The organism is Pseudomonas sp. DWP3-1-3b3 (genome assembly GCF_049896305.1).
Lineage (GTDB): Bacteria > Pseudomonadota > Gammaproteobacteria > Pseudomonadales > Pseudomonadaceae > Aquipseudomonas > Aquipseudomonas azotoformans_A.
In genome coordinates this window covers 271,306-295,799 of the sequence record NZ_JAFCUA010000008.1, presented here as the reverse complement: position 1 = coordinate 295,799, position 24,494 = coordinate 271,306, and the positions used below count along the sequence as shown (strand labels likewise).

Genomic DNA, 24,494 nt, shown 5'->3' with positions numbered 1-24,494 from the left:
TCAGACCCCCAACTCTTGACGCTGGCGCTTCAAATGCTCCGGCATCTCTTTGTAGACGTCTTCGAACATGGTCGCGGCGCTTGGAATCTGGCCACCGGCCAGGGTGCCGTACTGTTCGGCTTCTTTCTGGGCCTTGACCACTTCGGCTTCCAGTTCTGCGCTGACCGCCGCGTGTTCCTCTTCGGACCACTGGCCAATCTTGATCAGGTGCTGCTTGAGGCGGGCAATCGGGTCGCCCAGGGGGAAGTGGCTCCAGTCGTCGGCGGGACGGTATTTCGACGGATCATCCGAAGTGGAATGCGGGCCGGCGCGGTAAGTGACCCATTCGATCAACGTCGGGCCCAGGTTGCGGCGCGCACGCTCGGCGGCCCAGGCGGAGGCGGCGTACACCGCGATAAAGTCGTTGCCGTCCACGCGCAGGGAGGCGATGCCGCAACCGACGCCGCGTCCGGCGAAGGTGGTGGCTTCACCGCCGGCGATGGCCTGGAAGGTGGAGATGGCCCACTGGTTGTTGACCACGTTGAGGATCACGGGCGCACGGTACACGTGGGCGAAAGTGAGGGCGGTGTGGAAGTCGGATTCGGCGGTGGCGCCGTCGCCGATCCAGGCCGAGGCAATCTTGGTATCGCCCTTGATCGCGGAGGCCATGCCCCAGCCCACGCCCTGTACGAATTGGGTGGCGAGGTTGCCGGAAATGGTGAAGAAACCGGCGTCTTTCACCGAGTACATGATCGGCAACTGGCGGCCCTTGAGCGGATCACGCTCGTTGGACAGCAGTTGGCAGATCAGGTCCACCAGCGGCACTTCGCGGGCCATCAGGATGCTTTGCTGGCGGTAGGTGGGGAAGCACATGTCGTCGATGTTCAAGGCCAGGGCCTGGGCGCTGCCGATGGCTTCTTCACCAAGGCTTTGCATGTAGAACGACATTTTTTTCTGACGTTGGGCGACCACCATGCGGTTGTCGAAAATGCGCGTCTTGAGCATGGCGCGCATGCCTTTGCGCAGGATCTCGACCGGGACGCCTTCGGCCCACGGGCCGAGGGCCTGGCCCTGGTCGTCGAGCACGCGGATCAGGCCCTTGGCCAGGTCGGCGGTGTCGGCGGGTTCTACGTCGATGGCGGGTTTGCGCACCAGACCTGCGTCAGTCAGGCGCAGGTAGGTGAAGTCGGTCTTGCAGCCTGGGCGGCCCGAGGGTTCAGGGACGTGCAGACGCAGTGGTTCATACTGCTGGGTCATGGCTTTCTACGCTCTATCTTGTGAATTTCTTGTAGTGGGCGCGCTAGCTGACAGTCAGCCTCCGGATAGGAGAAATCTTGTCCTACAACAATCATAGGCGGGGCGTAGAAGAATATTTATCTGTGTTTCATTGCGCTCAGGATCATTTGCGGATAAAAAAACTGCATAAACATAATAAACAGGTGATTTTGTCTCATGCGCAAACTGGACCGTACCGATATCGGCATTCTCAACGCCCTGCAGGAGAACGCCCGCATCACCAACGCCGACCTGGCCCGCTCGGTGAACCTGTCGCCCACGCCGTGTTTCAACCGGGTGAAGGCTATGGAGGAACTGGGCTTGATCCGTGACCAGGTCACGCTGCTCGACGCTGATCTGCTGGGGCTGCACGTCAACGTGTTCATCCACGTGAGCCTGGAAAAGCAGAATGAACTGGCATTGCAGCAGTTCGAAGGCGCGATCTCCGACCGGCCCGAGGTGATGGAGTGTTACCTGATGGCCGGCGACCCGGACTACCTGATCCGGGTGCTGGTGCCGACGATCCAGTCGCTGGAGCGCTTCATGATGGACTTTTTGACCAAGGTGCCGGGGGTGGCCAATATCCGCTCCAGCTTCGCCCTCAAGCAAGTGCGCTATAAAACCGCATTGCCGCTACCGGCCAACGGCATCAACCTGGGCACCTGATATCCATCTGAATCAACCCCATTCAAATGTGGGAGCTGGCTTGCCTGCGATGGCGGTGTATCAGTAGCAAATGTGCCAACTGACCCGCCGCTATCGCAGGCAAGCCAGCTCCCACAGAGTTCGGCATTTCACAGTCGGTTGAGTGGGATCTTGAGATAGACCACCCCGTTGTCCTCCGCCGGCGGCATATTCCCCGCCCGCACATTCACCTGGATCGCCGGCAGCAACAGCGTCGGCATCCCCAACCCGGCGTCGCGCGTGGTGCGCATCTCGACAAACGTGGCTTCATCCACGCCGTCATGCACATGGATATTCCCGGCGCGCTGCTCGGCTACCGTGGTCCGGCATTTTGCCTCACGGCCTTCGGGCGGGTAGTCGTGGCAGACGTACAGTTCGGTTTCCAACGCAAAGGCCAGCAACTTGCGCATCGACGCATACAACTGCCGCGCATCGCCGCCGGGGAAATCACAGCGTGCCGTGCCGACATCCGGCATAAACAGCGTGTCGCCCACCAGGATCAACCGGTCGTCGATCAGGTAGGCCATGTCCGCCGGGGTATGCCCAGGTACATGCAGGGCCTGGGCCTTGATCGTGCCGATGTGAAACACCTCATCCGGCGCAAACAGATGATCGAACTGCGAGCCATCCACGCGAAATTCCGGCTCCAGGTTGAACAGGTTCTTGAACACGCCCTGTACTTTGCTGATGGACTGCCCGATGGCGATCTTGCCGCCCAAAGTGCGGCGCAGGTAAGGCGCGGCGGACAAGTGATCAGCGTGGGCGTGGGTTTCCAGCAACCATTGCACCTGCAAGCTGTGCTCGCGCACGAAGGCGATGACCTTGTCGGCCTGCCGCGTGTCGGTGCGCCCCGAGGCCGGGTCGTAGTTGAGCACTGAATCGACGATGGCGCAGGGGCCGCCATCGGCTTCATAAACGACGTAGGTGTAGGTCGACGATGCCTCGTCCAGAAAGGCTTGGATCAGCGCTGGCATGGCGGTTGTCCCGGATGAAGAAAAAAGTAGTTACAATCAGTTTACGTTTTCACATAATGTTTTGAGCTTAAGTGACAAAAAGGACCCGAGGCAAATGGAATCTACTCTGAGTGAGGGCGAAGTCGCCCAGTTGCGCGCATCGGCGTCCAAGGCCTGTTCCTTGCTCAAGGCCCTGGCCAATGAGGACCGTTTGTTGATCCTGTGCCAGCTGACCCAAGGCGAGCGCAATGTCGGCGAGCTGGAAGCCCTGACCGGCGTGCGCCAGCCCACGCTGTCACAACAGTTGGGCATTTTGCGCGACGAAGGGTTGGTCGCCACCCGTCGGGAAGGTAAATACATCTTCTACGGGCTGGCCAGTCACGAAGTGATTCAAGTAATGAAGACCCTGTCCGGGCTGTACTGCGGCGCGGTCATAAAAAGCTGGGCGTGACGCCATCCGGCAGCGACCCTTGTGTGCATGTATGACAAAGGCGATAGACCATGACCGACCAACACTGGGGCCCAACCATCAGTGGCGACATCGTAGTCATCGGCGGCGGCTCGGCGGGCATTGGCCTGCTGGCCAGCCTGCTCAAGCGCGACCCGCACCTGAACATCATCCTGATCGAACCGAGCGACCACCACTGCTACCAGCCCGCCTGGACCTTGGTGGGCGGCGGCGCCTATGACCTGAAAAAGACCCGTCGTCCGCTGGCTGATGTATTGCCCAACGGCGTTACCTGGGTGCAAGCCGCCGTCACCGAAGTTCTGCCTGACGAGCAGACCCTGATCCTTGACAGCGGCCAGCGTGTCAGTTGGCAAAACCTGATTGTCTGCCCTGGCCTGCGCCTGGCGTGGGAGAAGGTCGAAGGCCTGCAAGACACCCTCGGCAAGCATGGCGTCACGTCCAACTACAGCTACCAGCACGCGGCCTACACCTGGCAGTTGGTGCAGCAACTCAAGGGCGGCAAGGCGATCTTTACCCAGCCGGCCATGCCGATCAAATGCGCGGGCGCGCCGCAAAAGGCCCTGTATTTGTCCTGCGATCACTGGCTCAAGCAAGGCGTACTGAAAAACATCGACGTCGAATTCAACCTGGCCGGTGCCGCGCTGTTCGGCGTGGCGACCTTCGTGCCGCCGTTGATGAAATACGTGGAGAAGTACAACGCCCGCCTGGCGTTCAACGCCAACCTGGTGAAAGTCGATGGCCCAGCGCGTAAGGCCTGGTTCGAAGTGAAGGACGCCGAAGGTACTGCGCGTGTTGAAGAAAAATCCTTCGACCTGCTGCACGTTGTCCCACCGCAAGTCTCCCCGGACTTCATCCGCCAAAGTCCGCTTGCCGACGCCGCCGGCTGGTGCGAAGTGAACCCCCACAGCCTGCAACACCTGCGTTACCCGCACATCTTCGGCCTGGGTGATGTGTGCGGCACCACCAACGCCAAGACCGCCGCGGCGGTGCGCAAGCAGATCGTGGTGGTCGCCGAAAACCTGCTGGCCCTGCGCAAACAGGCGCCGCTGCCGCTCAAGTACGATGGCTACGGTTCATGCCCGCTGACGGTGGAGAAGGGCAAGGTGGTGCTGGCCGAGTTCGGCTACGGCGGCAAGCTGCTGCCGACCTTTGCGCTGGACCCGACCCAGGCGCGTCGCTCGATGTGGTTTCTCAAGGCCACCTTGCTGCCGTGGTTCTACTGGAACGGCATGCTCAAGGGCCGCGAGTGGCTGACCCGCCTGAGCAAGGTGGACTGAATGCTGCTGGCCAGTGTGTTGGGATTATTGATGGGCCTGGTCATGGGCTTGACCGGCGCGGGCGGCGGCATCCTCGGGGTGCCGGCGCTGGTGCTGGGGTTGGGGCTGAGCATGACCCAGGCCGCGCCGGTGTCGTTGCTCGCCGTCGGTGCGGCAGCAGCCGTGGGAGCGATCGACGGTTTGCGTCATGGCCTGGTGCGTTACCGCGCTGCGCTGCTGATCGCTTTGCTCGGCGCGCTTTTTTCGCCAGTGGGGGTGTTTCTCGCCCACCAACTGCCGGAAGCGCTGTTGATGGGCTTGTTCAGCGCGTTAATGGTGCTGGTGGCTTGGCGCATGTTGCAGCGTGAAAAACGCGAGGCCGGGCCGAGTGACCATGGCACGGCGTCCTGGGGCCAGAAGAACTGCATGCTCGATCAGCAGACCGGACGCTTCGCCTGGACCGCCAAATGCAGCGCGACCCTGGCCGCCCTCGGCGCTGTGACCGGTGCAGTGTCCGGCTTGCTGGGGGTTGGCGGTGGCTTTCTGATCGTGCCGGCGTTCAAACAACTCACCGATGTGCAGATGCGCGGCATTGTCGCCACGTCCTTGATGGTGATCAGCCTGCTCTCGCTGGTCGGCGTGGCCGGTGCATTCCATGCCGGTGTGCGCATTGAGTCGGTGGGTTGGGTGTTTATCGGCGCAAGCATCGTCGGCATGCTCGCCGGCCGACGCCTGTGCTCGGTGATTCCCGCCCGTATCTTGCAAGTGGGGTTTGCCAGCCTGTGTGTACTGGTGGCGGTTGGAATGCTAGTTAACGCTTTGCACTGAAACGGTGGCGAGGGCGCTTGCTGCGCAGCACCTTCAGCCCTGTTCCAACTGGGCCAGGCGCTCTTCGAGCGCTGCAATGCGCGCTTCCAGTTCTTCGATCCGGTCCGCCGAAACGCCAGCCCCGCGTTCCACAGGATTGCCTCGCGCCGCGAGGATCGTCTCGATGTCTGCCGGATCGCCCAGCGCATGGGTGTAGCGGTCTTCGCGCTGCCCGGCCTGGCGCGGCACCAGCAACGCCAGCCCGCGGGCAATCAAGCGCTCCAGTTGATGCACCACCTGCTCGGCATCTTCGAAGTCATGCATGCGTCCGCTGCGGGTCAGCAGCTCATTGACCGTCTGCGGCCCACGCAGGAACAACAGCCCGGTGAGGATCACCTGGGCCGGCACCAGCTCCAGCGCCTTGTCCACGCGATGTTCCCAACGGTCGGCGCGGCTGCCCATCACCAGGCGGGTGAAGCCTTGGCCTTCCAACGCACGCAGGCTCTGACCGACCTGGCCCTGGCTGAGGTTCATCACCGGCTCGCGGCTGGTCTTCTGGTTGCAGGCCAGGACCAGAGCATTGAGGGTCAGGGGATAGGTTTCCGGGTTGGTCGCCTGTTTCTCGATCAGGCAGCCCAGGATGCGGATTTCCGTGCTGTTCAGGCGCGGCTCAGGGGTCTCGGTGTCGTGCTCGGCGGTCATCGCGCTTTCCCTATGCAGTGAAGTGCCTAGCGTAAGCCGGAAAAAATAAAAGACAAGCGGCGGGCATGGCTATAATCGCCGCTGGTTCAAACCGTGACATTACCCAGAGACTGCCATGACTATTTCCCTGTACGCCGCCTCCATCCCCGTCTTCAAGCAAATGCTCACCGCCCTGAGCGGTGTGCTGGCCAAGGCCGAAGCCCACGCCACCGCCAAGAACATCGAGCCGAACGCCTTGCTGCAAGCACGCCTGTTCCCGGACATGTTCCAACTGGTGCGCCAGGTGCAGATCGCTGTCGACTTCGCCAAGGGCGTTTCCGCACGCCTGGCCGAGATCGAAGTGCCGAAATATGAAGATACCGAAGTCACCTTCGCCGACCTGCAAGCACTGATCGCCAAGGTATTGGCCTTTGTTGACACCATCAAGCCCGAGCAGGTCGACGGCAAGGAAGGCATCGAGATCGTCACTCGCCCAGGCACGCCGAAAGAGAAGCGCTTCAGCGGCCAGTCCTACCTGCTGACCTACGGCCTGCCGCAGTTCTTCTTCCACGTCACCACTGCCTACGCGCTGCTGCGCCACAACGGCGTGGAAGTGGGCAAGCGTGATTACATGGGCGCTTTCTAAGCCTCCAGCCACAAAAAAGCCCGGGATCGTTCACTGAAGAACGACCCCGGGCTTTTTTGTGGCGGGCGGTTTAAGCCGGCTGTTCTTCCTTGCCCAGGCAGGCGGCGGCGGTGAACAGCACATCGGTGGACGAATTCAGCGCGGTTTCCGCCGAATCCTGCAGCACGCCAATGATGAAACCCACGGCGACGACTTGCATGGCGATCTCGCTGGGAATGCCAAACAGGCTGCACGCCAATGGGATCAATAGCAGCGAACCGCCCGCCACGCCGGAAGCACCGCAGGCGCAGACGGCCGCGACCACGCTGAGCAGCACGGCGGTGGGCAGGTCGACGGCGATACCCAAGGTGTGTACGGCGGCCAGGGTCAACACGGTGATGGTGATCGCGGCGCCGGCCATGTTGATGGTGGCACCGAGCGGGATCGACACCGAGTAAGTGTCTTCATGCAGGCCCAGGCGTTTGCTCAAGGCCAGGTTGACCGGGATGTTCGCCGCCGAACTGCGGGTGAAGAACGCGGTGATCCCACTTTCGCGCAGGCACATCAGCACCAACGGGTAAGGATTGCGGCGCAGTTTCCAGAACACGATGGCCGGGTTGACCACTAGCGCTACGAACAGCATGCAGCCGATCAGCACCACCAGCAGGTGGGCGTAGCCGAGCAGGGCGCCAAAGCCGGATGTGGCCAGGGTCGAGGCTACCAGGCCGAAAATGCCCAGCGGCGCAAAGCGAATCACCACACGCACGATCAGGGTGACGCCGTTGGACAGGTCGTCGAGCACGGTGCGCGTGGTCTCGCCGGCATGGCGAATGGCTACGCCCATGCCGATGGCCCAGGCCAGGATGCCGATGAAGTTGGCATTCATCAGTGCGCTGACCGGGTTGTCCACCACGCTCAACAGCAGGCTTTGCAGCACTTCACCAATGCCGCCGGGCGCGGTCACCGTTGCGTCGTGAGTTGCCAGCACCAGCGAGGAGGGGAACCACATGCTCGCAATCACCGCGATCACGGCGGCGGCAAAGGTGCCCAGCAGGTAGAGGAACAGGATCGGCTTGATGTGGGTTTCCTGGCCGTGCTTATGGTTGGCGATCGACGCCATCACCAGCACAAACACCAAAATCGGCGCCACGGCCTTGAGCGCGGCGACGAACACCTTGCCGATAAACCCGGTGGCCTTGGCCGCCTCGGGCAACAGCAAGGCGAGCAGGATGCCGGCGATCAGGCCGATGACGATTTGCGTGACCAGGCTGACGCGGGCCAGTCGTTGCAGGAGGGAAGGGGCAGCAGTCATAAACACTTGTCTCTGGTTTTTGGAGGCACGGCGGCACAGGCAGAAAGGGCTGTAGGACGCGGATCGCGAAGTCTAGCACGCTGTAGGAAATGTCCTCGGCGGTGCGGCATTGCGTCACCCGCCCGCCCCAGTCTTTGCAAAATCCTGTTAACATTCCGTCCTCTCATCTTTCCTATCCTTCAGCGCGCCCTTTGGGTTGTCGTTGATGTCGTCGTTTCTGGAGTTTTCATGTTGTTTCCCATCCTGCTGCTGTCGGCCGCCGGTTTTACCGTGCTGACCACGGAATTCGTCATCGTCGGCTTGCTGCCGTCCATCGCTCGGGACCTGCATGTGAGTGTGTCCCAGGCCGGGCTGCTGGTGACCTTGTTCGCGTTTACCGTGGCGGCCTTTGGGCCGTTTCTGACGGCCTACTGCGCGCGTTTCCCACGCAAGCGGCTGTTTATCAGCATCCTGATCATGTTCGGCGTGGCCAATACCGTGGCGGCGCTGGCACCGAATATCTGGGTGATGGCCGTTGCGCGGTTGATCCCGGCGCTGGGCCTGCCGGTGTTCTGGGCCTTGGCCAGCGAAACGGCGGTGGACATCGTCGGCCCCGAATTCGCCGGGCGTGCCATCGAGAAGATCGGCTTCGGGATCGTGTGTGCCACGGTCTTCGGCATTCCGGTGGGCACGCTGATTTCCGATATGTTCGGCTGGCGCAGCGCGTTTGCCATCCTCGCGGTAGTGGCCTTGGCCAAGGCCTTGCTGCTGTTTATCTACCTGCCGGTGACCCAGCCGAAGAACGCTGAAGTGACGCTGCGCTCGCAATTCAAGATCCTGCGCAACCCATTGATGCAGGGCCATATCCTGCTGTCGATCCTGGTGTTCAGCGGCATGTTCACGGCGTACACCTATTTGGCGGATATTCTCGAGCGCCTGGCCGGTTTCGACGGTACGTTGGTGGGCTGGTGCCTGATGGGCTTCGGTGCGGTCGGGCTGATTGGCAATTCGTTGGGCGGGCGTGCGGTCGATCGCCACCCGTTGATTGCGTCGATGGTGTTTTGCGGCTTTATGATCGCGGGCATGGTGGCGCTGGTGCCGGCGATCCATTCGACCATTGGCCTGGCGGCGGCGATGGCCGTGTGGGGCGTGACCCAGGCAGCGATGTTTCTGGTCAGCCATGTGCGCTTGATGAAAGCTGCGCCCCACGCGCCGGCATTTGCCGCGTCGCTGAACATTGCCGGGGCCAACCTGGGGATTGGCCTGGGCGCCCTGGTGGGCGGCCATGTGATCGACACCCTTGGCCTGGGCAGCCTGGGTTTTGCCGCTTCGGGGTTTATCCTGGTGTCGATCCTGCTGGCCTTGTGGCTGATGACCGCCAAGCAACCGGTCGCCTCCCAGGCCTGAGCCGTCAGGGCAGGGTGGTAAACAACTCGCGCCTGGCACCTTCGGTAATCGCCACGATGCCGGGGTGCTTGACCTTGCGCTCCACCGAGATCGCGTAGAACGACTCGGTCACCGCCACGGTCTGGCCAATCAGCGCCACGCCGTACTGGCGCACCACCTCATCGGCAATCACGCTGGGGGCGATAAAAATCCCGCTGCCGGATTGGCCGAAGGCCTGCATCAAGGCGCTGTCGTCGAACTCACCGATGATCTTCGGCTGGATCTGCTGTTCGGCAAACCAGCGCTGCAAACGGCTGCGCACCACGGTTTCCGCGCCTGGAATCAACAGCGGTGCGCCGTGCAGGCATTGTGGGAAATCCCCGCCGTAGGCGTCAGCCAACGCCTGGGTGGCGAAAAAGCTGATGCCACATTCCCCCAACTTCTGGCTGTAGCCCTTGATGTCCAGGTGCGTAGGCATGGGGCTGTCGGAAATCACCAGGTCCAGGCGCTGGATGGCCAGGTCGGCCAGCAGGCGTTCGAGTTTGTCTTCGCGGCAGGTGATGCGGATCGGTTCGCTCAATTCCATGGTCGGCGCGATCAGCCGGTAAACGATGGACTTGGGCACCACATCCGCCACGCCGACGCGGAACAGAATCTGCTGTTCATCGGGCTGCGCGCGCAGCATGGCCTCCAATTCATTGCCGGTCTGGAACATCTGCTCGGCGTAGGGCAGGGCCTGGCGCCCGGCTTCAGTCAACTCCAATTGGCGGCCGACGCGCTGAAACAGCGCGATACCAAAGGTTTGCTCCAACAGGCTGATCTGCCCGCTGATGGTCTGGGGCGTGAGGTTAAGCTGCTCACACGCACGCACGATGCTGCCGGTCTTGGCCACCACCCAGAAGTAGTGCAGTTGTCGATAATTGAGCATGACGACCATCACTTCGTGAAAACCGAAGTATACGCGAGAAAAATACGAATTTTCCTGAACTGTTCAGCTGCATAGAATGCCTCGCTATCGCGGGGCCACTATTTGGACCCAATGGTTCTAACGAGGAAGACATCATGAAACTCAATTCCCTGGGCGTGGCATCGTTGCTTGCGCTTTCATTGGTAGTGATCAGCGGCTGCGATCAGGTCGAGAAAAGCGCGCAGCAGGTGCTGGGCAAAGCCACTGAATCGGCCAAGCAAGCCATCGATGACACCCACAAGGCCGCCGAGCAGGCATTGAGTGAAGCGACCAACGGCCTGATCAACCCGCAGAAAGAGGATGATCAGGAAGACAAAGAAAGCGAATCTTCTAGCAAAGAAGCCTAATTTCCCCGCACTTTTTATTCACGAAGAACGTCAGGACTGACCTATGGATTACCTTTTACAACTGGCCGCCAGCCCCACCGCCTGGGTTGCCCTGGCGACCTTGATCGTCATGGAGATCGTGCTGGGTATCGATAACCTGATCTTCATCTCGATCCTCACCAACAAGCTGCCGGAGCAGCATCGGGCCAAGGCACGACGCATCGGTATCAGCATGGCGTTGGTGTTGCGTCTGGGCCTGTTGAGCACCATCGCGTTCATCGTGCAGTTGACCGCGCCGGTGTTCGAAGTGTTTGGCCAGGCGTTCTCGTGGAAGGACATGATCCTGATCGCCGGTGGCCTGTTCCTGGTGTGGAAGGCAACCACCGAGATCCATCACAGCATGGACCCGGAGCCGGAAGAGAAGGAAACCAGCGCTGGCAACGTCGTGGCCATCGGTTTTGCCGCGGCCATTGGCCAGATCCTGTTGCTCGACCTGGTGTTCTCCATCGACAGCATCATCACCGCCGTGGGCATGACCGAGCACTTGCCGATCATGATCATCGCCGTCGTGACTTCGGTGATCGTGATGCTGGTGGCGGCCGAGCCGTTGGCCAAGTTCATCAACGACAACCCGACCGTGGTGATGTTGGCCCTGGGCTTCCTGATCATGATCGGTATGACGTTGATCGCCGAAGGCTTCGGCGCTCATGTGCCTAAAGGCTACGTGTACGCAGCCATGGCGTTCTCGGCGGCGATCGAATGTTTGAACATTGCCCGCCGTAACCGTCACAAGCGTTTGCTTGCTGCACGGCAATAACGGCTGAAACCAAAAGGCCGGCTGTACTCACAAGCGTCCAGCCGGCCTTTTGCTGTCTGTTAGAATTCGCGCACTTGATAGCGTGAGGTCCTACATGAACGAGCCGATTCGTCTTACCCAGTACAGTCATGGCGCGGGGTGTGGCTGCAAGATATCGCCCCAGGTATTGGAGGTGATCCTTGCCGGCAGCGGCGCACAGCACCTCGACCCAAAGCTGTGGGTGGGCAACGCTTCACGTGATGATGCGGCGGTGTACGCCATTGACGATGAGCGCGGCGTGGTCTCCACCACCGACTTTTTCATGCCGATTGTCGATGACCCCTTCGATTTCGGCCGGATTGCCGCCACCAACGCCATCAGCGACATTTACGCCATGGGTGGCGATCCGTTGATGGCCATCGCCATTCTGGGGTGGCCGGTGAATGTGCTGGCGCCGGAGATTGCCCGCGAAGTGATCCGTGGTGGCCGTTCCGTGTGTGACGAAGCCGGTATTCCCCTGGCGGGCGGCCACTCGATCGACGCCCCGGAGCCGATCTTCGGGCTGGCAGTGACCGGCCTCGTGCAAAAACGCCATATGAAGCGTAATGACACGGCCACCGCCGGTTGCCGGCTATACCTGACCAAGCCGCTGGGCATCGGCATCCTCACCACCGCCGAGAAGAAGGGCAAATTGCGCGAAGCGGATATCGGCCTGGCCCGGGACTGGATGTGCACCCTGAACAAGCCCGGCAGCCGTTTTGGCAAGTTGACGGGGGTGACGGCGATGACCGATGTCACCGGTTTCGGGCTGTTGGGCCACTTGGTGGAAATGGCCGATGGCAGCGGCCTGACGGCGCGCATCGAGTACAGCAATGTCCCACGCTTGGCCGGGATCGAAGACTACCTGGATCAGGGCTGCATGCCCGGTGGCACCTTGCGCAACTTCGACAGCTATTCAAGCAAGCTCGGACGTCTTCAGGAATTGCACAAGCGTGTGCTGTGCGACCCGCAGACCAGCGGCGGCCTGTTGATCGCCGTCACGCCCGACGGCGACGCCGAATTCCACACGGTGGCGGCTGAACTGGGCCTGGTCCTGAAACCTATCGGCGAACTGGTCGAGCGACAGACCCACGCGGTTGAGGTGATTTGATGGCGACTGATATCACCGACTACCGCGACATCTTTCTCAACGACCGGCCGATGATGGATACCCGTGCGCCTGTCGAGTTCGTCAAGGGCGCCTTTCCAGGCGTGGTCAATCTGCCGCTGATGACCGATGACGAACGCCAGCGCGTTGGCACCTGCTACAAACAGCAAGGCCAGCAGGCGGCCATTGTGCTCGGGCATGAACTGGTGTCCGGCGCAATCAAGGCCGAGCGCATCGAACACTGGGCACGTTTCGCCCAGGCCAACCCCGATGGCTACCTCTACTGTTTCCGTGGCGGGCTGCGTTCGCAGATCGTGCAGCAATGGCTGAAGACCGAGGCGGGTATCGAGTACCCGCGTGTGGGCGGCGGCTACAAGGCCATGCGCACCTTCTTGCTGGAGACCGTTGAGCAGGCTGCGGTCCAGTGTGATTTTGTGTTACTGGGCGGCATGACCGGCACCGGCAAGACCGAGGTGCTCGGTCAATTGCGCAATGCCCTGGACCTGGAAGGCCACGCCAACCATCGTGGTTCCAGCTTCGGCAAGCGCGCCACGGCGCAGCCGTCCACTATCGATTTTGAAAACCGCCTGGCGGTGGACGTGCTGAAGAAACGCGCGGCCGGTATCGGGCAGTTCGTGGTCGAGGATGAAAGCCGCATGATCGGCAGTTGCGCGTTGCCACTGCCGTTGCACAAGGGTATGCAGACCTTCCCGATGGTGTGGTTGGAAGACCGCGTGGAAGGCCGGGTCGAGCGGATCCTGCGCGATTACGTCGTGGACTTGTGTGCGGAGTTCGTCGAGGTGTTTGGCGAGCGCGGCCAGACGTTGTTCGCCGAGCGCCTGACTCAGAGCCTGACCAATATCCACAAGCGCCTGGGGGGTGAGCGTTATCAGCGGTTGCAGGCGATTCTGCAGGACGCCCTGGCGGAACAGGCCCGCAGCGGTGCCGTAGACCTGCACCGGGCCTGGATCGAAGGGCTTTTGCGGGAGTATTACGACCCGATGTACGCCTTCCAACGTGAAAGCAAAGGCGCACGTATCGAGTTTGCGGGCGAGCAGGGCGCCGTGGTGGCGTATCTGCGCGAGCGCGCCCAGGCTAAAGGATAGCGGCGCCGATCAAGCCGCAGGCCACCCCGACCAGCATCGTCAGCCCGGCCACCGTCACCAGTACCCGCGTATCGAAATCCTTGCGCAGCATCAGCAGCGACGGCAGGCTCACGCTGGGCAGGGTCATCAGCAAGGCCACGGCCGGGCCGGTGCCCATGCCCAGGGCCATCATGGTTTGTACGATAGGGATCTCTGCGGCGGTGGGAATCACGAACAACGTGCCGACAATCGCCAGCGGCACCAGCCACACCAGGCTGTTGGTCATGGCGCCGTCCACATGGGGAAACAGCCAGACCCGCGCCGCGCCCAGTATCAATACTGCCAGGATGTAGATCGGAATCGTGCTCCAGAACAGCTGCCACAAGGTGCGCAGCCAGCGACTCAAGAACGGTTGCGACTCCACGACGCTGGCTTCGGCCACCGCATCCAGCGCTGCTTCCGGCACCTGCTCCGGACCGGCAATACGTTGCGCCACCAGCGACACTCCGACGACCAGCACAATGCCCGCCACCAGCCGGAGCGCGGTGAAGCCCCAGCCCAGCACAAATCCCATGAACACCAGGGTCGCCGGGTTGAGCACCGGGTTGGCGATCCAGAACGCCAGCGCCGCGCCCACCGATACCCGCTGGCGGCGCATGCCCGCCGCGACCGGTGCCGCGCAGCAGCTGCACATCATGCCCGGCAAGGCGAATAGCCCGCCGCGTAACGTCGAGCCGAGCCCGGCACGTCCGAACAAACGCAGCAGCCAATCCCGTGGAACCAGCACTTGCAGGAGCGAGCCGAGGATCACCGCCAGCACGGCGGCTTTCCAGATCGCCAGGAAATACACCTGGGCGTAGGCCAGGGCGGCGGCCAGGGGCGCGCTTTGCTGGTCGTTGAGGATCGACCCGCCGATGCTGTGGCTATCCGCGGCGACAAAGGCCTTGAGGTAGTAGGGCGACCACTTTACGTAGTAGAGCCCGACGCAGGCGACCAGCAGGAACAGCGCAGGCTTCCACCAGAACGCCCAGCCACGGCCTGGCTGGGAAGGGATGAGGTTGGGCATGGTGATGATCCGCAGATGAGTCGAGAGCGGCGCATCATACGCTGTCAGCTATCGGCACTCACCTGTGTCGGTTCGGGGCAGCTTTGGTCGCCGTCGTTCAAGCCTTGCTTGTAGTTGCGGCTCAGCAGCGAAGCCTTGCCGTTGTGCCAGGTCAGCGTCAGCACATACAACGTGTCGTAGTCGCTGCCGGACCAGTCGTCGGTGATGGTGTGCTTTTCGCCCGACGCTTCGCTTGCCACCTTGTTGATCAGCTCCGGCAAGTAACCGTGGGACCAGGCGGTGTAGATGGTGGCGTTGTGGTACTTGTCTTCCACCAACTCGTCAGCAAGGTCGCTGGTGTCATTGGCGGAAAACTTGATGTTCACCGGCAGGCCCAGCTTGATCGCGCTGGGGCTGATGGTCATCAGTGGGCGAATGTAGCTGTAGGAATTGTCCAGCTCGCCTTCTTCCACATTTCGTGTCGGGTTGGCGGCGAAGACGAAGTCAGCCTTGCCGAATTTTTCCGGCAGCAGGGTGGCCAGGTTCATTGCACGGTTGAGGCCCTGGCAATTGAGCTGGCCCAGGCCGCCGGCGGGTTTTTCACCGTGGCGCAGGAATATCAGGGTTTGCACGCCATCTACCGGCTCGGCGCTGCTGATGCGCGACTCGAGGGTCAGGCCGATAGCACCGCCTACCAACAACAGCGGCAACATGATGTATGAATATCGTTTCAGGCGCAGCGCAAGGCACAGAGGCTTGATGGTCATTAGTGTCGAGTCTTCAGTGCAGCGGATTAAGGCGGACAAGCCCGGCCCCAGTGACGCATCCGGCGTCCTGCGGTGTTCCCTGTCGATATAGCGCGTTGCCTCCGTTCACCGTTTGAGCGCACTTAAGAGTGCCCGCGGGCCTATTGGTTCGCCCATGCGGGATAATAGCCAGCGGTTGTTGCGTATTGATGACCCATGCAGGACGCTCGGCAGATGACTATCATGGTTGCTTTCTGCCCAGGTACTTGCGATGAACCCACTCGCCGCGTTTCCGATCAACAGCAAATGGCCCGCCCAGCATCCCGAGCGCCTGCAACTCTACTCGCTGCCGACGCCCAACGGGGTAAAAGTCTCAATCATGCTCGAAGAGCTGGGCCTGCCCTATGAAGCCCACAAAGTCAGCTTTGAGACCCAGGACCAGCTATCGCCTGAGTTCCTGTCCCTGAACCCCAACAACAAGATCCCCGCGATCATCGACCCCAATGGCCCCAGCGGCCAACCGTTGGCCCTGTTCGAGTCCGGCGCGATCCTGATCTACCTGGCGGAAAAAACCAGCCAGTTGCTCTCCGAAGACCCGGCCACCCGTTATGAAACAATCCAGTGGCTGATGTTCCAGATGGGCGGTATCGGCCCGATGTTTGGCCAGTTGGGGTTCTTCAACAAATTCGCCGGCAAGGCCTACGAAGACAAACGTCCCCGTGACCGTTACGCCGCCGAATCCCGACGCTTGCTCGACGTGCTGGAGAAACGCCTGCTGGGTCGCACCTGGATCATGGGCGACGAGTACAGCATTGCCGACATCGCGACCTTTCCGTGGATCCGCAACCTGATCGGTTTCTACGAATCCGGCGACCTGGTGGGCATAGCCGACTTCCCCAATGTGCTGCGCGCGCTGGACGGTTTCGTCGCACGGCCGGCAGTGATCCGTGGCCTCAGTATTCCGAGTTGAAGCATGCCGACTTTTGATTTCAAACAGCTGGACGTTTTCAGCCGCGTGGCGCTCAAGGGCAGCCCGCTGGCGGTGGTGTTCGGTGCCGACAGCCTGACGGACCAGCAAATGGCGGACTTCGCCAACTGGACCAACCTCAGCGAAACCACGTTCTTGCTGACGCCGCGTGATCCGAAAGCGGACTACCGCGTGCGAATCTTCACCACCTTGAAGGAGCTGCCGTTCGCCGGACACCCGACGCTGGGCAGTTGCCACGCGTGGCTGCAGGCCGGCGGGATCCCGAAAGGCGAAGAGATCATCCAGGAGTGCGAAATCGGCCTGGTACGGATCCGTCGCCAGGGCGATGAGCTGGCATTTATCGCGCCGCCGTTGTTGCGTTCAGGGCCGGTGGAGGCCTCGTTGATCGAGCGCGTGCGCCTGGCGCTGGGCTTGGCGCCGCAAGCCATTGTGCGCAGCCAGTGGGTCGACAATGGCGCGGGCTGGCTGGCGGTGATGCTGTCGGACCGAGATCAAGTGCTGGAGCTTCAACCGGACTATTCGCAACTGCTGGGTTTGGCGGTGGGTGTCATCGCTCCCTGTGATCCCACGCGGGACGATGTGGACGCACAGTTTGAAGTCCGTGCCTTCATCGCGGGTGACGGCGCCCAGGAAGACCCGGCCACCGGCAGCCTGAACGCGGGTGTCGCCCAATGGCTGCTGGCCGAAGGCCTGGCGCCTGAGCGCTATGTGGTCAGCCAGGGCACGGCCATCGGACGAGCGGGGCGGATACGCGTCGAGCGCCAGGGCGATGAAATCTGGGTGGGCGGCGCTGTGGCGGTGTGTATCGAAGGGCGATTGCAGCTCTAGATCAATGAATTGTTACGGGCGGCGCAATACACTGTTGGCCCCTCGGCGTTTGTGCTGCCGGGGCCAAGGGGCATAAGCTTTCGCCCCAAAGATTTCTGCCTTCTGATAGGAAAGCCATGACCAGCCAGTTCCCCCAAGCCCGCCCACGCCGCCTGCGCCGCTCCCCGGAGCTGCGTGGTTTGTTCCAGGAAAGCGAATTCACCCTGAACGATCTGGTGCTGCCGATCTTCGTCGAAGAAGAAATCGACGACTTCGTGCCCATCACCAGCATGCCTGGCGTGCTACGCATCCCTGAGAAGAAACTGGCCGGCGAGATCGAGCGCTATGCCCGCGCCGGCATCAAGTCGGTGATGACCTTCGGCGTGTCCCATCACCTGGACGCCAGCGGCAGCGACACCTGGAAGGAACGTGGCCTGGTCTCGCGCATGTCCTCGATCATCAAGGACGCCGTGCCGGAGATGATCGTGATGTCCGACACCTGCTTCTGCGAGTACACCGATCATGGTCATTGCGGCGTGATGCACGGTGCGCATGTCGACAACGACGCGACCTTGGTCAACCTTGGCAAGCAAGCCGTGGCTGCCGCCCGTGCCGGTGCTGACGTGATTGCACCGTCGGCGGCGATGGACGGCCAGGTCCAGGCGATCCGTCGGGCCCTGGATGACGCGGGTTTCACCCATATCCCGATCATGGCTTATTCGACCAAATTCGCCTCGGCCCTCTATGGCCCGTTCCGCGAAGCCGGCGGCAGTGCGCTCAAGGGCGACCGCAAAAGCTACCAGATGAACCCGATGAACCGCCGAGAAGCGGTGCGTGAATCGTTGCTGGACGAGCAGGAAGGCGCGGACGCGCTGATGGTCAAGCCCGCCGGTGCCTACCTCGACATCATCCGCGACATCCGCGAAGCCTCACGCCTGCCGGTGGCGGCGTATCAGGTGAGCGGCGAGTACGCGATGATCAAGTTCGGCGCCCAGGCGGGTGCGATTGATGAGGATCGTGTAGTGCGCGAGACGTTGGGATCGATCAAGCGCGCGGGTGCGGACTTGATCTTCACCTACTTTGCGATGGACCTGGCGTTGGCCGGGATCTGACACACTCTGCTGCGGAACTGCCGCTATCCTTGGGCGTCGATAGTTGATCGTCGCTCAAGGATGTCCCATGTATTCAAGTCGCCTGATCCTCTGCCTTGCCACTTTGCTGGTGCTGGCCGGTTGCTCCACCACACGCAACCCGCAACAGCCGGAGCGCAGCGAAGCCGAGGTGAAGGCGCAGATCGTGCGGTTGCTACCCGCCCAGGTGTCTGACCGCAAGGGGTGGGCCCAGGACATCTACACCGCCTTCGATACCCAGAAAATCTACCCCAGCACGGAAAACATCTGCGCGGTGCTGGCGGTCACCGAGCAGGAGTCCACTTACCAGGTCGACCCACCCGTGCCGAATATGGGCAAGATCGCCCAGGATGAAATCCTGCGGCGTGCCGGAAAAGTCCACGTGCCGGCGTTCGTCGTACGCAGCGCGCTGCAATTGAGCTCGCCCACGGGCAAGACCTACGCCGACCGCCTGAGTGCCGCGCGCACGGAAAAGGACCTGAGCGGGATCTTCGATGACTTCATCAGCATGGTGCCCCTGGGCAACACGCTATTTGGTGGTTTCAACCCGGTGCATACCGCAGGGCCGATGCAGGTCAGTATCGACTTTGCGCAGAAGCAGGCGCGCGGTTATCCCTACACAGTGGACGGCACCATTCGTCGCGAGGTCTTCACCCGCCGGGGCGGCATGTATTTCGGCATCGCGCATTTGCTCGGTTACCCGGTGAATTATGACCAGCCGTTGTACCGCTTTGCCGACTTCAATGCCGGCTGGTACGCCAGCCGCAATGCCGCGTTCCAGGCTGCCGTCAGCCGTGCCTCGGGCACCGAACTGGCGCTGGATGGGGATTTGATTCGTTACGGTTCACTGCTGCCGGGCACTACCGAGCTGGCGGTGCGTTCATTGGGCGCGAAGCTGGACATGCGCAACCCCAGCATCCGCAGCCAACTGGAGCAGGGCGAGCAACTGGATTTCGAGGACACCACGCTCTACAAACGCGTGTTTGCCCTGGCCGACAAGGCGGCGGGCAAGCCGATGCCACGGGCGATCCTGCCGGGTATCGTGCTCAAGAGCCCCAAGATCACCCGCAACCTCACTACCGCCTGGTTCGCCAAACGAGTGGATGAACGTTATCAGCGGTGCATGAAGCGCTGATCAGCTTTATGGTGAACGGGATTGTTGTGGTGAGCAGACTCGCCACAACCACAGCACTAGAAACGGCAGCACATGGGCTGCGCGCCACAGGCCATCGGCAGTCCCGTCCACCAGGTTAAAGCGGGTCTGGTGGATTAACGCAAAGCATCGCGGGGGATTTGCGCGGTGGATGGTCATGGCTGCCGCTTGCGGCTAGGCGTACATCTCAATCTTCACTCCAGGGAAGAAGCCGCCATGATTGCTCACGCCGTGCCTGAAGGTTTTGTTTCGCTGCCCCGCAGCAGCCCGCTGCTGGATCTGCTCGGCCCGGCGTATTGCCGAGGGGAGGGCCTGCAACTGGAGATCGGCCTGCGCGCCAACAATCGCCACGCCAATGGACGCGGCACCGTGCATGGCGGGGTGTTGGCGACCCTGGCGGATATCGGCATGGGGTATGCGATGGCGTTTTCCAGTGAGCCGCCGCTGCCGTTGATTACGGCGAGCATGACCTTGGATTATCTGGGGGCGGTGCAGGTGGGGGAGTGGATTGTGGTGCGCTTGGAGCATCACAAGCGAGGGCGGCAGATGGCGTTTGCCACGGTGAGCTTGCAGGTGGGGGAGAAGGTGGTGGCGCGGGCGAATGCGGTGTTTGCGGTGCCGCAACCTCAGTGATAGCCATAAAGAAAAGGCCTGGTTTTCGTGGAACCAGGCCTTTTCGGTGTTGCTCTTTAATGCAGGGCTACTGCGCAGTCCGGCGCGGGACAAGCCCGCTCACTTCAATCAGCTGCGTTCGAGTGCCAGCGCGACGCCCTGGCCGCCACCGATGCACAGCGTTGCCAGGCCTTTCTTGGCATCACGCTTGATCATTTCATGCAGCAGGGTCACCAGCACGCGGCAGCCTGAGGCGCCGATCGGGTGGCCGATGGCAATGGCGCCACCGTTGACGTTGACCTTCTCTGCATCCCACTCCAGTTCTTTGCCCACCGCCAGAGATTGCGCGGCGAAGGCTTCGTTGGCTTCGATCAGGTCCAGGTCGCCCAGGCTCCAGCCGGCTTTGTCCAGGCAGCGACGGGTGGCCGAGACCGGGCCAATGCCCATGATGGCTGGGTCGACGCCTGCGTTGGCGTAACTGGCGATACGTGCCAGCACCGGCAGGCCGAGGGCCTTGGCTTTGTCTGCGCTCATCAGCAGTACCGCAGCGGCGCCGTCGTTGAGGCTGGAGGCGTTGCCGGCGGTGACGCTGCCGTCTTTCTTGAACGCCGGTTTCAGTTTGGCCAGGGACTCGGCAGTGGTGCCGGCGCGAGGCTGTTCATCCACGGCGAAGGCCACCGGGTCGCCTTTGCGTTGGGGAATCAGGATCGGGGTGATCTCGTCGACAAAGCGGCCCGCTTCGATAGCGGCGGCGGCTTTTTGCTGGGACGCCGCAGCGAACGCGTCCTGGGCTTCACGGCTGATGCCGTACTTGTCCACCAGGTTCTCGGCGGTGATGCCCATGTGGTAGTCGTTGAACGCATCCCACAAACCGTCGGTGATCATGCTGTCGATCATCTTGGCGTGGCCCATGCGCAAACCGGTGCGCGCAGCGGGCAGTACGTACGGAGCCAGGCTCATGTTCTCCATGCCGCCGGCGATAATCACCTCGGCGTCACCGCAACGGATGGCCTGGGCGCCAAGGTGCAGGGCCTTGAGGCCGGAGCCGCAGACTTTGTTGAGGGTCAGGCTCGGCACGGCGTGGGGCAGGCCGGCAAGGATCGAAGCCTGACGCGCCGGGTTCTGGCCTGAGCCTGCGGTGAGCACCTGGCCGAGGATCACTTCATCCACTTGGGCCGGGTCCAGGCCGGTCTGTTCCAACAGGCGGCGGATCACGGCAGCGCCCAGTTCCGGGGCTGGAATGTTCGCCAGCGAACCCTGGAAGCTGCCCACGGCGGTGCGGGTGGCAGCAACAATCACGACGTCTTGCATGAGATCTGTCCTCACTGGAAGTGCATTTCTGGAACGTGGTCCGGGACGATCAGTTTACCGGCGGTCTTGCTCACAATCTCTTCAACGCTGACGCCAGGTGCGCGTTCCTTGAGGACAAAAGCGCCATTTTCGATTTCCAGGTAGGCCAGGTCGGTCAATACACGCTTGATGCAGTTGGCACCGGTCAGCGGCAGGCTGCACTGGCTGAGCAACTTGGATTCACCATCCTTGGACGCGTGGGTCATGATCACGATGATGTTTTCTGCACCGGCCACCAGGTCCATGGCGCCGCCCATGCCTTTGACCAGCTTGCCGGGGATCATCCACGAAGCGATGTTGCCATTTACGTCCACTTCGAAAGCGCCGAGTACAGTAAGGTCGACGTGGCCGCCCCGGATCATCGCGAAGGACTCGGCGGAGGAAAAGATCGAGGCGCCGATACGTGCGGTAACGGTTTGTTTACCGGCGTTGATCATGTCGGCATCAATGGTTTCTTCTGTAGGAAACGGTCCCATGCCCAGCAGGCCGTTTTCCGATTGCAGCATCACTTCCATGCCTTCGGGGATGTAGTTGGCCACCAGGGTCGGAATGCCGATGCCGAGGTTGACGTAGAAGCCGTCCTGCATTTCGCGGGCGACGCGTTGAGCCATTTGTTCGCGGGTAAGAGCCATTTCAGGTGTCCTTATTGTTCGGGCTGGGGGCGGATTATTTGCGTACGGTGCGCTGTTCGATGCGCTTCTCGAACGTGCCGCAGATGATCCGGTCGACGTAGATGCCAGGGGTGTGGATCTGCGCCGGGTCCAGCTCGCCCGGTTCGACGATTTCTTCGACTTCGACCACGGTGATCTTGCCGGCGGTGGCGGCCAACGGGTTGAAGTTCTGGGCGGTGTGGCGATAGATGACGTTGCCGAAATGGTCGGCTTTCCAGCCTTTGACGATGGCGAAGTCGCCGGTGATGGATTCCTCCATCAGGTACGGACGACCGTTGAACTCGCGGGTTTCCTTGCCTTCGGCCACCGGGGTGCCGACGCCGGTCGCGGTGAAGAAGGCCGGGATACCTGCACCGCCAGCGCGCATTTTTTCGGCCAGGGTGCCTTGGGGCGTCAGCACCACTTCGATTTCGCCGCTGAGCAATTGCTTCTCGAACAGGGCGTTTTCACCGACGTAGGAAGCGATCACCTTGCTGATCTGTTTTTCTTCCAGCAACACGCCCAGGCCGAAACCGTCGACACCACAGTTGTTGGAAACCACGGTCAGATCGCGGGTGCCTTTGCGCTTGATCTCGGCGATGAGGTTTTCCGGAATACCGCACAGGCCAAAACCGCCGGAGAGTACGGTCATGCCGTCTTCCAGGCCTGCCAGTGCTTCCTCGTAGGACGCCACGCGTTTATCGAAACCTGCCATATGCACCTCTTTTATTGTTAGTGGGCCAGCCAATGAACCGAGTGTTGCTCCGGTTGATTGATTTGTTAAGTTGTTTTTTAAGGTTGATTGATTTAAAAAACAGCATAGTCGCCCGACCGTTTGGAGTAGCGTCATGACCGTTAAACAGATGCGCGCGTTTCTCGCCGTGGCCCAGAGCCTGAGTTTTGCCGCTGCCTGCGAGCGCCTGCACCTCTCCCAATCGGCGCTGAGCCTGACCATCAAGGGTCTGGAAGAAGGCCTGGGCGGGCGCCTGTTCAGCCGCAATACCCGCAACGTTGCCCTGACGCCCGAAGGCGAGTCCTTGCTGCCCCTGGCGCGCCGGCTGATTGCCGACTGGGACAACGCCGAAGACGAACTGCGCCAGCGATTCACACTGCAACGCGGGCGAGTCACTGTGGCGGCGATGCCGTCTTTTGCGGGCAACCTGCTGCCACCGATCCTGAAGATATTCCGCGCGCGTTACCCGCAGGTGAATGTGACCGTGCATGACTTGATCAATGAACAGGTGCTGGAGATGGTACGCGACCGGCAGGTGGAGCTGGGCGTGGCGTTTGAGCCTGCTGAAGGTTCATCACTGGCGTTTACGCCGTTGTACCTCGACCGCTTCATCGCCGTGGTACCGGGCGATTCGCCGTTGGCAAGCTGTGCCGAGATCGATTGGAAAACCTTGCTGGAACAACCGTTCATCACCTTGCAACGGCCGTCTACGGTTCGCGTGATGTTGGAAGAGCACTTGGGCGCGCTACAGATGAAGCTGCCGGTAGCCCTGGAAAGCCATCAGTTGGCGACGGTGGGCAAGATGGTGGCGAGTGGCTTGGGCGTCAGCGCGGTACCGGCGTTGTGCGCAAGGCAGATGGAAGAGGCGGGCGCGCACTGCATCACCTTGAGCGATCCGGTGATCGAACGGCCGATTGGTGTGCTGACCAAGCCAGGGCATGAACTCTCGGCAGCGGCGCAGGTGTTGTTTGATATTTTCCGCGATGAAGCGACAAAGGGGCGGTTTCCGGCATTGTTGTAACTCAGGCATTAAAAAGCCCGCTTGAATGAACAAGCGGGCTTAAATGTTGAAGGCGGTGTTATCAGCAGTATCTATCAATCACTTTAACGTGCGATTGGCCTTTGAGGTTCTGCCATTCGGTATTAAGTGTGTGGAATACCTGCTCGATAAAGTTGCGATCGGCGGCGGCTTTCTTGCCGACATAACCCTGGCCCCGACGGTAAACCCTCAGGCGTGCCGCCAGCTCACGGTGATTGCGGTCGAACTCAGCCTCTTCGGTATTGGGCTCCAGGCAGTCAAGTTGCACTTCGCCCGATTTGCCAATCCACAGGATATGGTCGTCGAGTGTGTCTTTCTGCGCTGCGAACATCTCAGCCAATTCATCGATAGTTGGTTGGTTGTTCAGATTCATGTGTAAGCCCCTTGACCAGTTGGCGATCTATCAGTTGGTTCGTTAAAACATCTTTAGTTGTCTCCGGTTGCGAAAACCGGGCGTCAGCGACTGTCTGCCGAATACGGGCAGGGTCTTGAACCTGATGCATGTAGTCTTGCT

The 24,494-nt window shown here is 61.4% G+C and carries 27 protein-coding genes; 16 read left to right on the top strand and 11 right to left on the bottom strand.

Annotated elements, in window-relative coordinates:
• Positions 1-1,236: a 3-methyl-2-oxobutanoate dehydrogenase (2-methylpropanoyl-transferring) subunit alpha gene (locus tag ACP7BX_RS23810; protein WP_033902028.1), complete on the bottom strand. Its 1,236-nt coding sequence runs from the start codon at positions 1,234-1,236 to the stop codon at positions 1-3.
• A 195-nt stretch (positions 1,237-1,431) separates the two neighbouring features.
• On the opposite strand from ACP7BX_RS23810, the gene bkdR reads away from it, so the two are divergent.
• Complete coding sequence (bkdR, locus tag ACP7BX_RS23805) at positions 1,432-1,920, top strand: Bkd operon transcriptional regulator BkdR (protein WP_078743488.1); 489 nt, start codon at positions 1,432-1,434, stop codon at positions 1,918-1,920.
• A gap of 128 nt (positions 1,921-2,048) precedes the next feature.
• Here the strand turns inward: bkdR and ACP7BX_RS23800 are convergent, their stop codons facing one another.
• Positions 2,049-2,912, bottom strand: coding sequence for an MBL fold metallo-hydrolase (locus tag ACP7BX_RS23800; RefSeq protein WP_426127510.1), 864 nt, complete (start codon positions 2,910-2,912; stop codon positions 2,049-2,051).
• A 94-nt stretch (positions 2,913-3,006) separates the two neighbouring features.
• Between ACP7BX_RS23800 and ACP7BX_RS23795 the strand changes: the two genes are divergently transcribed.
• The 3 genes from ACP7BX_RS23795 to ACP7BX_RS23785 are packed head-to-tail and all read left to right on the top strand — an operon-like array spanning position 3,007 to position 5,444.
• Positions 3,007-3,342 (top strand): ArsR/SmtB family transcription factor, encoded by a 336-nt coding sequence (locus ACP7BX_RS23795; RefSeq protein WP_005789341.1) that lies wholly within the window; start codon positions 3,007-3,009, stop codon positions 3,340-3,342.
• A 50-nt stretch (positions 3,343-3,392) separates the two neighbouring features.
• The gene (locus ACP7BX_RS23790) at positions 3,393-4,637 is read left to right on the top strand and encodes an FAD/NAD(P)-binding oxidoreductase (RefSeq protein WP_426127512.1); all 1,245 of its coding nucleotides are present in this window, start codon (positions 3,393-3,395) and stop codon (positions 4,635-4,637) included.
• A complete protein-coding gene (locus ACP7BX_RS23785) occupies positions 4,638-5,444 on the top strand; it encodes a sulfite exporter TauE/SafE family protein (RefSeq protein WP_426127514.1) in 807 nt (268 codons plus the stop codon).
• A 33-nt stretch (positions 5,445-5,477) separates the two neighbouring features.
• Here ACP7BX_RS23785 and ACP7BX_RS23780 read toward each other — a convergent pair whose 3' ends face one another.
• The gene (locus tag ACP7BX_RS23780; protein WP_177114598.1) at positions 5,478-6,125 is read right to left on the bottom strand and encodes a YceH family protein; all 648 of its coding nucleotides are present in this window, start codon (positions 6,123-6,125) and stop codon (positions 5,478-5,480) included.
• A 115-nt stretch (positions 6,126-6,240) separates the two neighbouring features.
• On the opposite strand from ACP7BX_RS23780, the gene ACP7BX_RS23775 reads away from it, so the two are divergent.
• A complete protein-coding gene (locus ACP7BX_RS23775) occupies positions 6,241-6,750 on the top strand; it encodes a DUF1993 domain-containing protein (RefSeq protein WP_033902033.1) in 510 nt (169 codons plus the stop codon).
• A gap of 70 nt (positions 6,751-6,820) precedes the next feature.
• On the opposite strand, the gene sstT is transcribed toward ACP7BX_RS23775, so the two are convergent.
• Positions 6,821-8,041, bottom strand: a complete 1,221-nt coding sequence (sstT, locus tag ACP7BX_RS23770) for a serine/threonine transporter SstT (RefSeq protein WP_426127517.1) — start codon at positions 8,039-8,041, stop codon at positions 6,821-6,823.
• Between the two features lie 228 nt (positions 8,042-8,269).
• Here sstT and ACP7BX_RS23765 point away from each other — a divergent pair, with 228 nt between their 5' ends.
• Positions 8,270-9,427, top strand: coding sequence for an MFS transporter (locus tag ACP7BX_RS23765; protein WP_426127519.1), 1,158 nt, complete (start codon positions 8,270-8,272; stop codon positions 9,425-9,427).
• Positions 9,428-9,431: 4 nt separating this feature from the next.
• On the opposite strand, the gene nhaR is transcribed toward ACP7BX_RS23765, so the two are convergent.
• The gene (nhaR, locus tag ACP7BX_RS23760; protein ID WP_020372645.1) at positions 9,432-10,334 is read right to left on the bottom strand and encodes a transcriptional activator NhaR; all 903 of its coding nucleotides are present in this window, start codon (positions 10,332-10,334) and stop codon (positions 9,432-9,434) included.
• Between the two features lie 134 nt (positions 10,335-10,468).
• Between nhaR and ACP7BX_RS23755 the strand changes: the two genes are divergently transcribed.
• The 4 genes from ACP7BX_RS23755 to mnmH all read left to right on the top strand — a co-directional run bounded on the left by ACP7BX_RS23755 (position 10,469) and on the right by mnmH (position 13,748).
• A complete protein-coding gene (locus ACP7BX_RS23755; RefSeq protein WP_426127522.1) occupies positions 10,469-10,720 on the top strand; it encodes a hypothetical protein in 252 nt (83 codons plus the stop codon).
• Positions 10,721-10,763: 43 nt separating this feature from the next.
• Entirely contained in the window at positions 10,764-11,516 is a 753-nt protein-coding gene (locus ACP7BX_RS23750) for a TerC family protein (RefSeq protein ID WP_010211333.1), read from the top strand.
• Positions 11,517-11,610: 94 nt separating this feature from the next.
• Positions 11,611-12,645 carry a selenide, water dikinase SelD gene (gene selD, locus ACP7BX_RS23745; protein WP_426127524.1) on the top strand — a complete coding sequence of 345 codons (1,035 nt, stop codon included), beginning with the start codon at positions 11,611-11,613 and terminating at the stop codon, positions 12,643-12,645.
• Positions 12,645-13,748 carry a tRNA 2-selenouridine(34) synthase MnmH gene (mnmH, locus tag ACP7BX_RS23740; RefSeq protein ID WP_314527516.1) on the top strand — a complete coding sequence of 368 codons (1,104 nt, stop codon included), beginning with the start codon at positions 12,645-12,647 and terminating at the stop codon, positions 13,746-13,748. Before selD ends, mnmH begins: the two co-directional genes overlap by 1 nt.
• Here the strand turns inward: mnmH and ACP7BX_RS23735 are convergent.
• Both ACP7BX_RS23735 and ACP7BX_RS23730 read right to left on the bottom strand, forming a co-directional pair.
• A complete protein-coding gene (locus ACP7BX_RS23735) occupies positions 13,738-14,793 on the bottom strand; it encodes a permease (protein ID WP_426127526.1) in 1,056 nt (351 codons plus the stop codon). The two genes, mnmH and ACP7BX_RS23735, sit on opposite strands and share 11 nt — an antisense overlap.
• A 44-nt stretch (positions 14,794-14,837) precedes the next feature.
• The gene (locus tag ACP7BX_RS23730) at positions 14,838-15,539 is read right to left on the bottom strand and encodes a hypothetical protein (RefSeq protein WP_061436099.1); all 702 of its coding nucleotides are present in this window, start codon (positions 15,537-15,539) and stop codon (positions 14,838-14,840) included.
• Positions 15,540-15,789: 250 nt separating this feature from the next.
• On the opposite strand from ACP7BX_RS23730, the gene ACP7BX_RS23725 reads away from it, so the two are divergent.
• The 5 genes from ACP7BX_RS23725 to ACP7BX_RS23705 all read left to right on the top strand — a co-directional run bounded on the left by ACP7BX_RS23725 (position 15,790) and on the right by ACP7BX_RS23705 (position 20,229).
• The gene (locus tag ACP7BX_RS23725) at positions 15,790-16,488 is read left to right on the top strand and encodes a glutathione S-transferase N-terminal domain-containing protein (RefSeq protein ID WP_033902041.1); all 699 of its coding nucleotides are present in this window, start codon (positions 15,790-15,792) and stop codon (positions 16,486-16,488) included.
• A 3-nt stretch (positions 16,489-16,491) separates the two neighbouring features.
• Complete coding sequence (locus ACP7BX_RS23720; RefSeq protein ID WP_426127529.1) at positions 16,492-17,334, top strand: PhzF family phenazine biosynthesis protein; 843 nt, start codon at positions 16,492-16,494, stop codon at positions 17,332-17,334.
• Between the two features lie 116 nt (positions 17,335-17,450).
• Positions 17,451-18,425 (top strand): porphobilinogen synthase, encoded by a 975-nt coding sequence (gene hemB / locus ACP7BX_RS23715; RefSeq protein WP_016977356.1) that lies wholly within the window; start codon positions 17,451-17,453, stop codon positions 18,423-18,425.
• Between the two features lie 67 nt (positions 18,426-18,492).
• Positions 18,493-19,578, top strand: a complete 1,086-nt coding sequence (locus tag ACP7BX_RS23710) for a DUF1615 domain-containing protein (protein ID WP_426127531.1) — start codon at positions 18,493-18,495, stop codon at positions 19,576-19,578.
• A 234-nt stretch (positions 19,579-19,812) separates the two neighbouring features.
• On the top strand, positions 19,813-20,229 hold the full coding sequence (locus ACP7BX_RS23705) for a PaaI family thioesterase (RefSeq protein ID WP_426127533.1): 417 nt from the start codon (positions 19,813-19,815) through the stop codon (positions 20,227-20,229).
• A 108-nt stretch (positions 20,230-20,337) separates the two neighbouring features.
• Here ACP7BX_RS23705 and ACP7BX_RS23700 read toward each other — a convergent pair whose 3' ends face one another.
• The 3 genes from ACP7BX_RS23700 to ACP7BX_RS23690 are packed head-to-tail and all read right to left on the bottom strand — an operon-like array spanning position 20,338 to position 22,923.
• Complete coding sequence (locus ACP7BX_RS23700) at positions 20,338-21,519, bottom strand: acetyl-CoA C-acetyltransferase (protein ID WP_177114614.1); 1,182 nt, start codon at positions 21,517-21,519, stop codon at positions 20,338-20,340.
• A gap of 11 nt (positions 21,520-21,530) precedes the next feature.
• Entirely contained in the window at positions 21,531-22,190 is a 660-nt protein-coding gene (locus ACP7BX_RS23695) for a CoA transferase subunit B (RefSeq protein ID WP_038851304.1), read from the bottom strand.
• A 34-nt stretch (positions 22,191-22,224) separates the two neighbouring features.
• Positions 22,225-22,923 (bottom strand): CoA transferase subunit A, encoded by a 699-nt coding sequence (locus tag ACP7BX_RS23690; RefSeq protein WP_010211319.1) that lies wholly within the window; start codon positions 22,921-22,923, stop codon positions 22,225-22,227.
• Positions 22,924-23,056: 133 nt separating this feature from the next.
• Here ACP7BX_RS23690 and ACP7BX_RS23685 point away from each other — a divergent pair, with 133 nt between their 5' ends.
• The gene (locus tag ACP7BX_RS23685; RefSeq protein WP_426127536.1) at positions 23,057-23,962 is read left to right on the top strand and encodes a LysR family transcriptional regulator; all 906 of its coding nucleotides are present in this window, start codon (positions 23,057-23,059) and stop codon (positions 23,960-23,962) included.
• A gap of 61 nt (positions 23,963-24,023) precedes the next feature.
• Here ACP7BX_RS23685 and ACP7BX_RS23680 read toward each other — a convergent pair whose 3' ends face one another.
• Complete coding sequence (locus ACP7BX_RS23680; protein WP_033902055.1) at positions 24,024-24,353, bottom strand: hypothetical protein; 330 nt, start codon at positions 24,351-24,353, stop codon at positions 24,024-24,026.
• Positions 24,354-24,494: the final 141 nt, after the last annotated feature.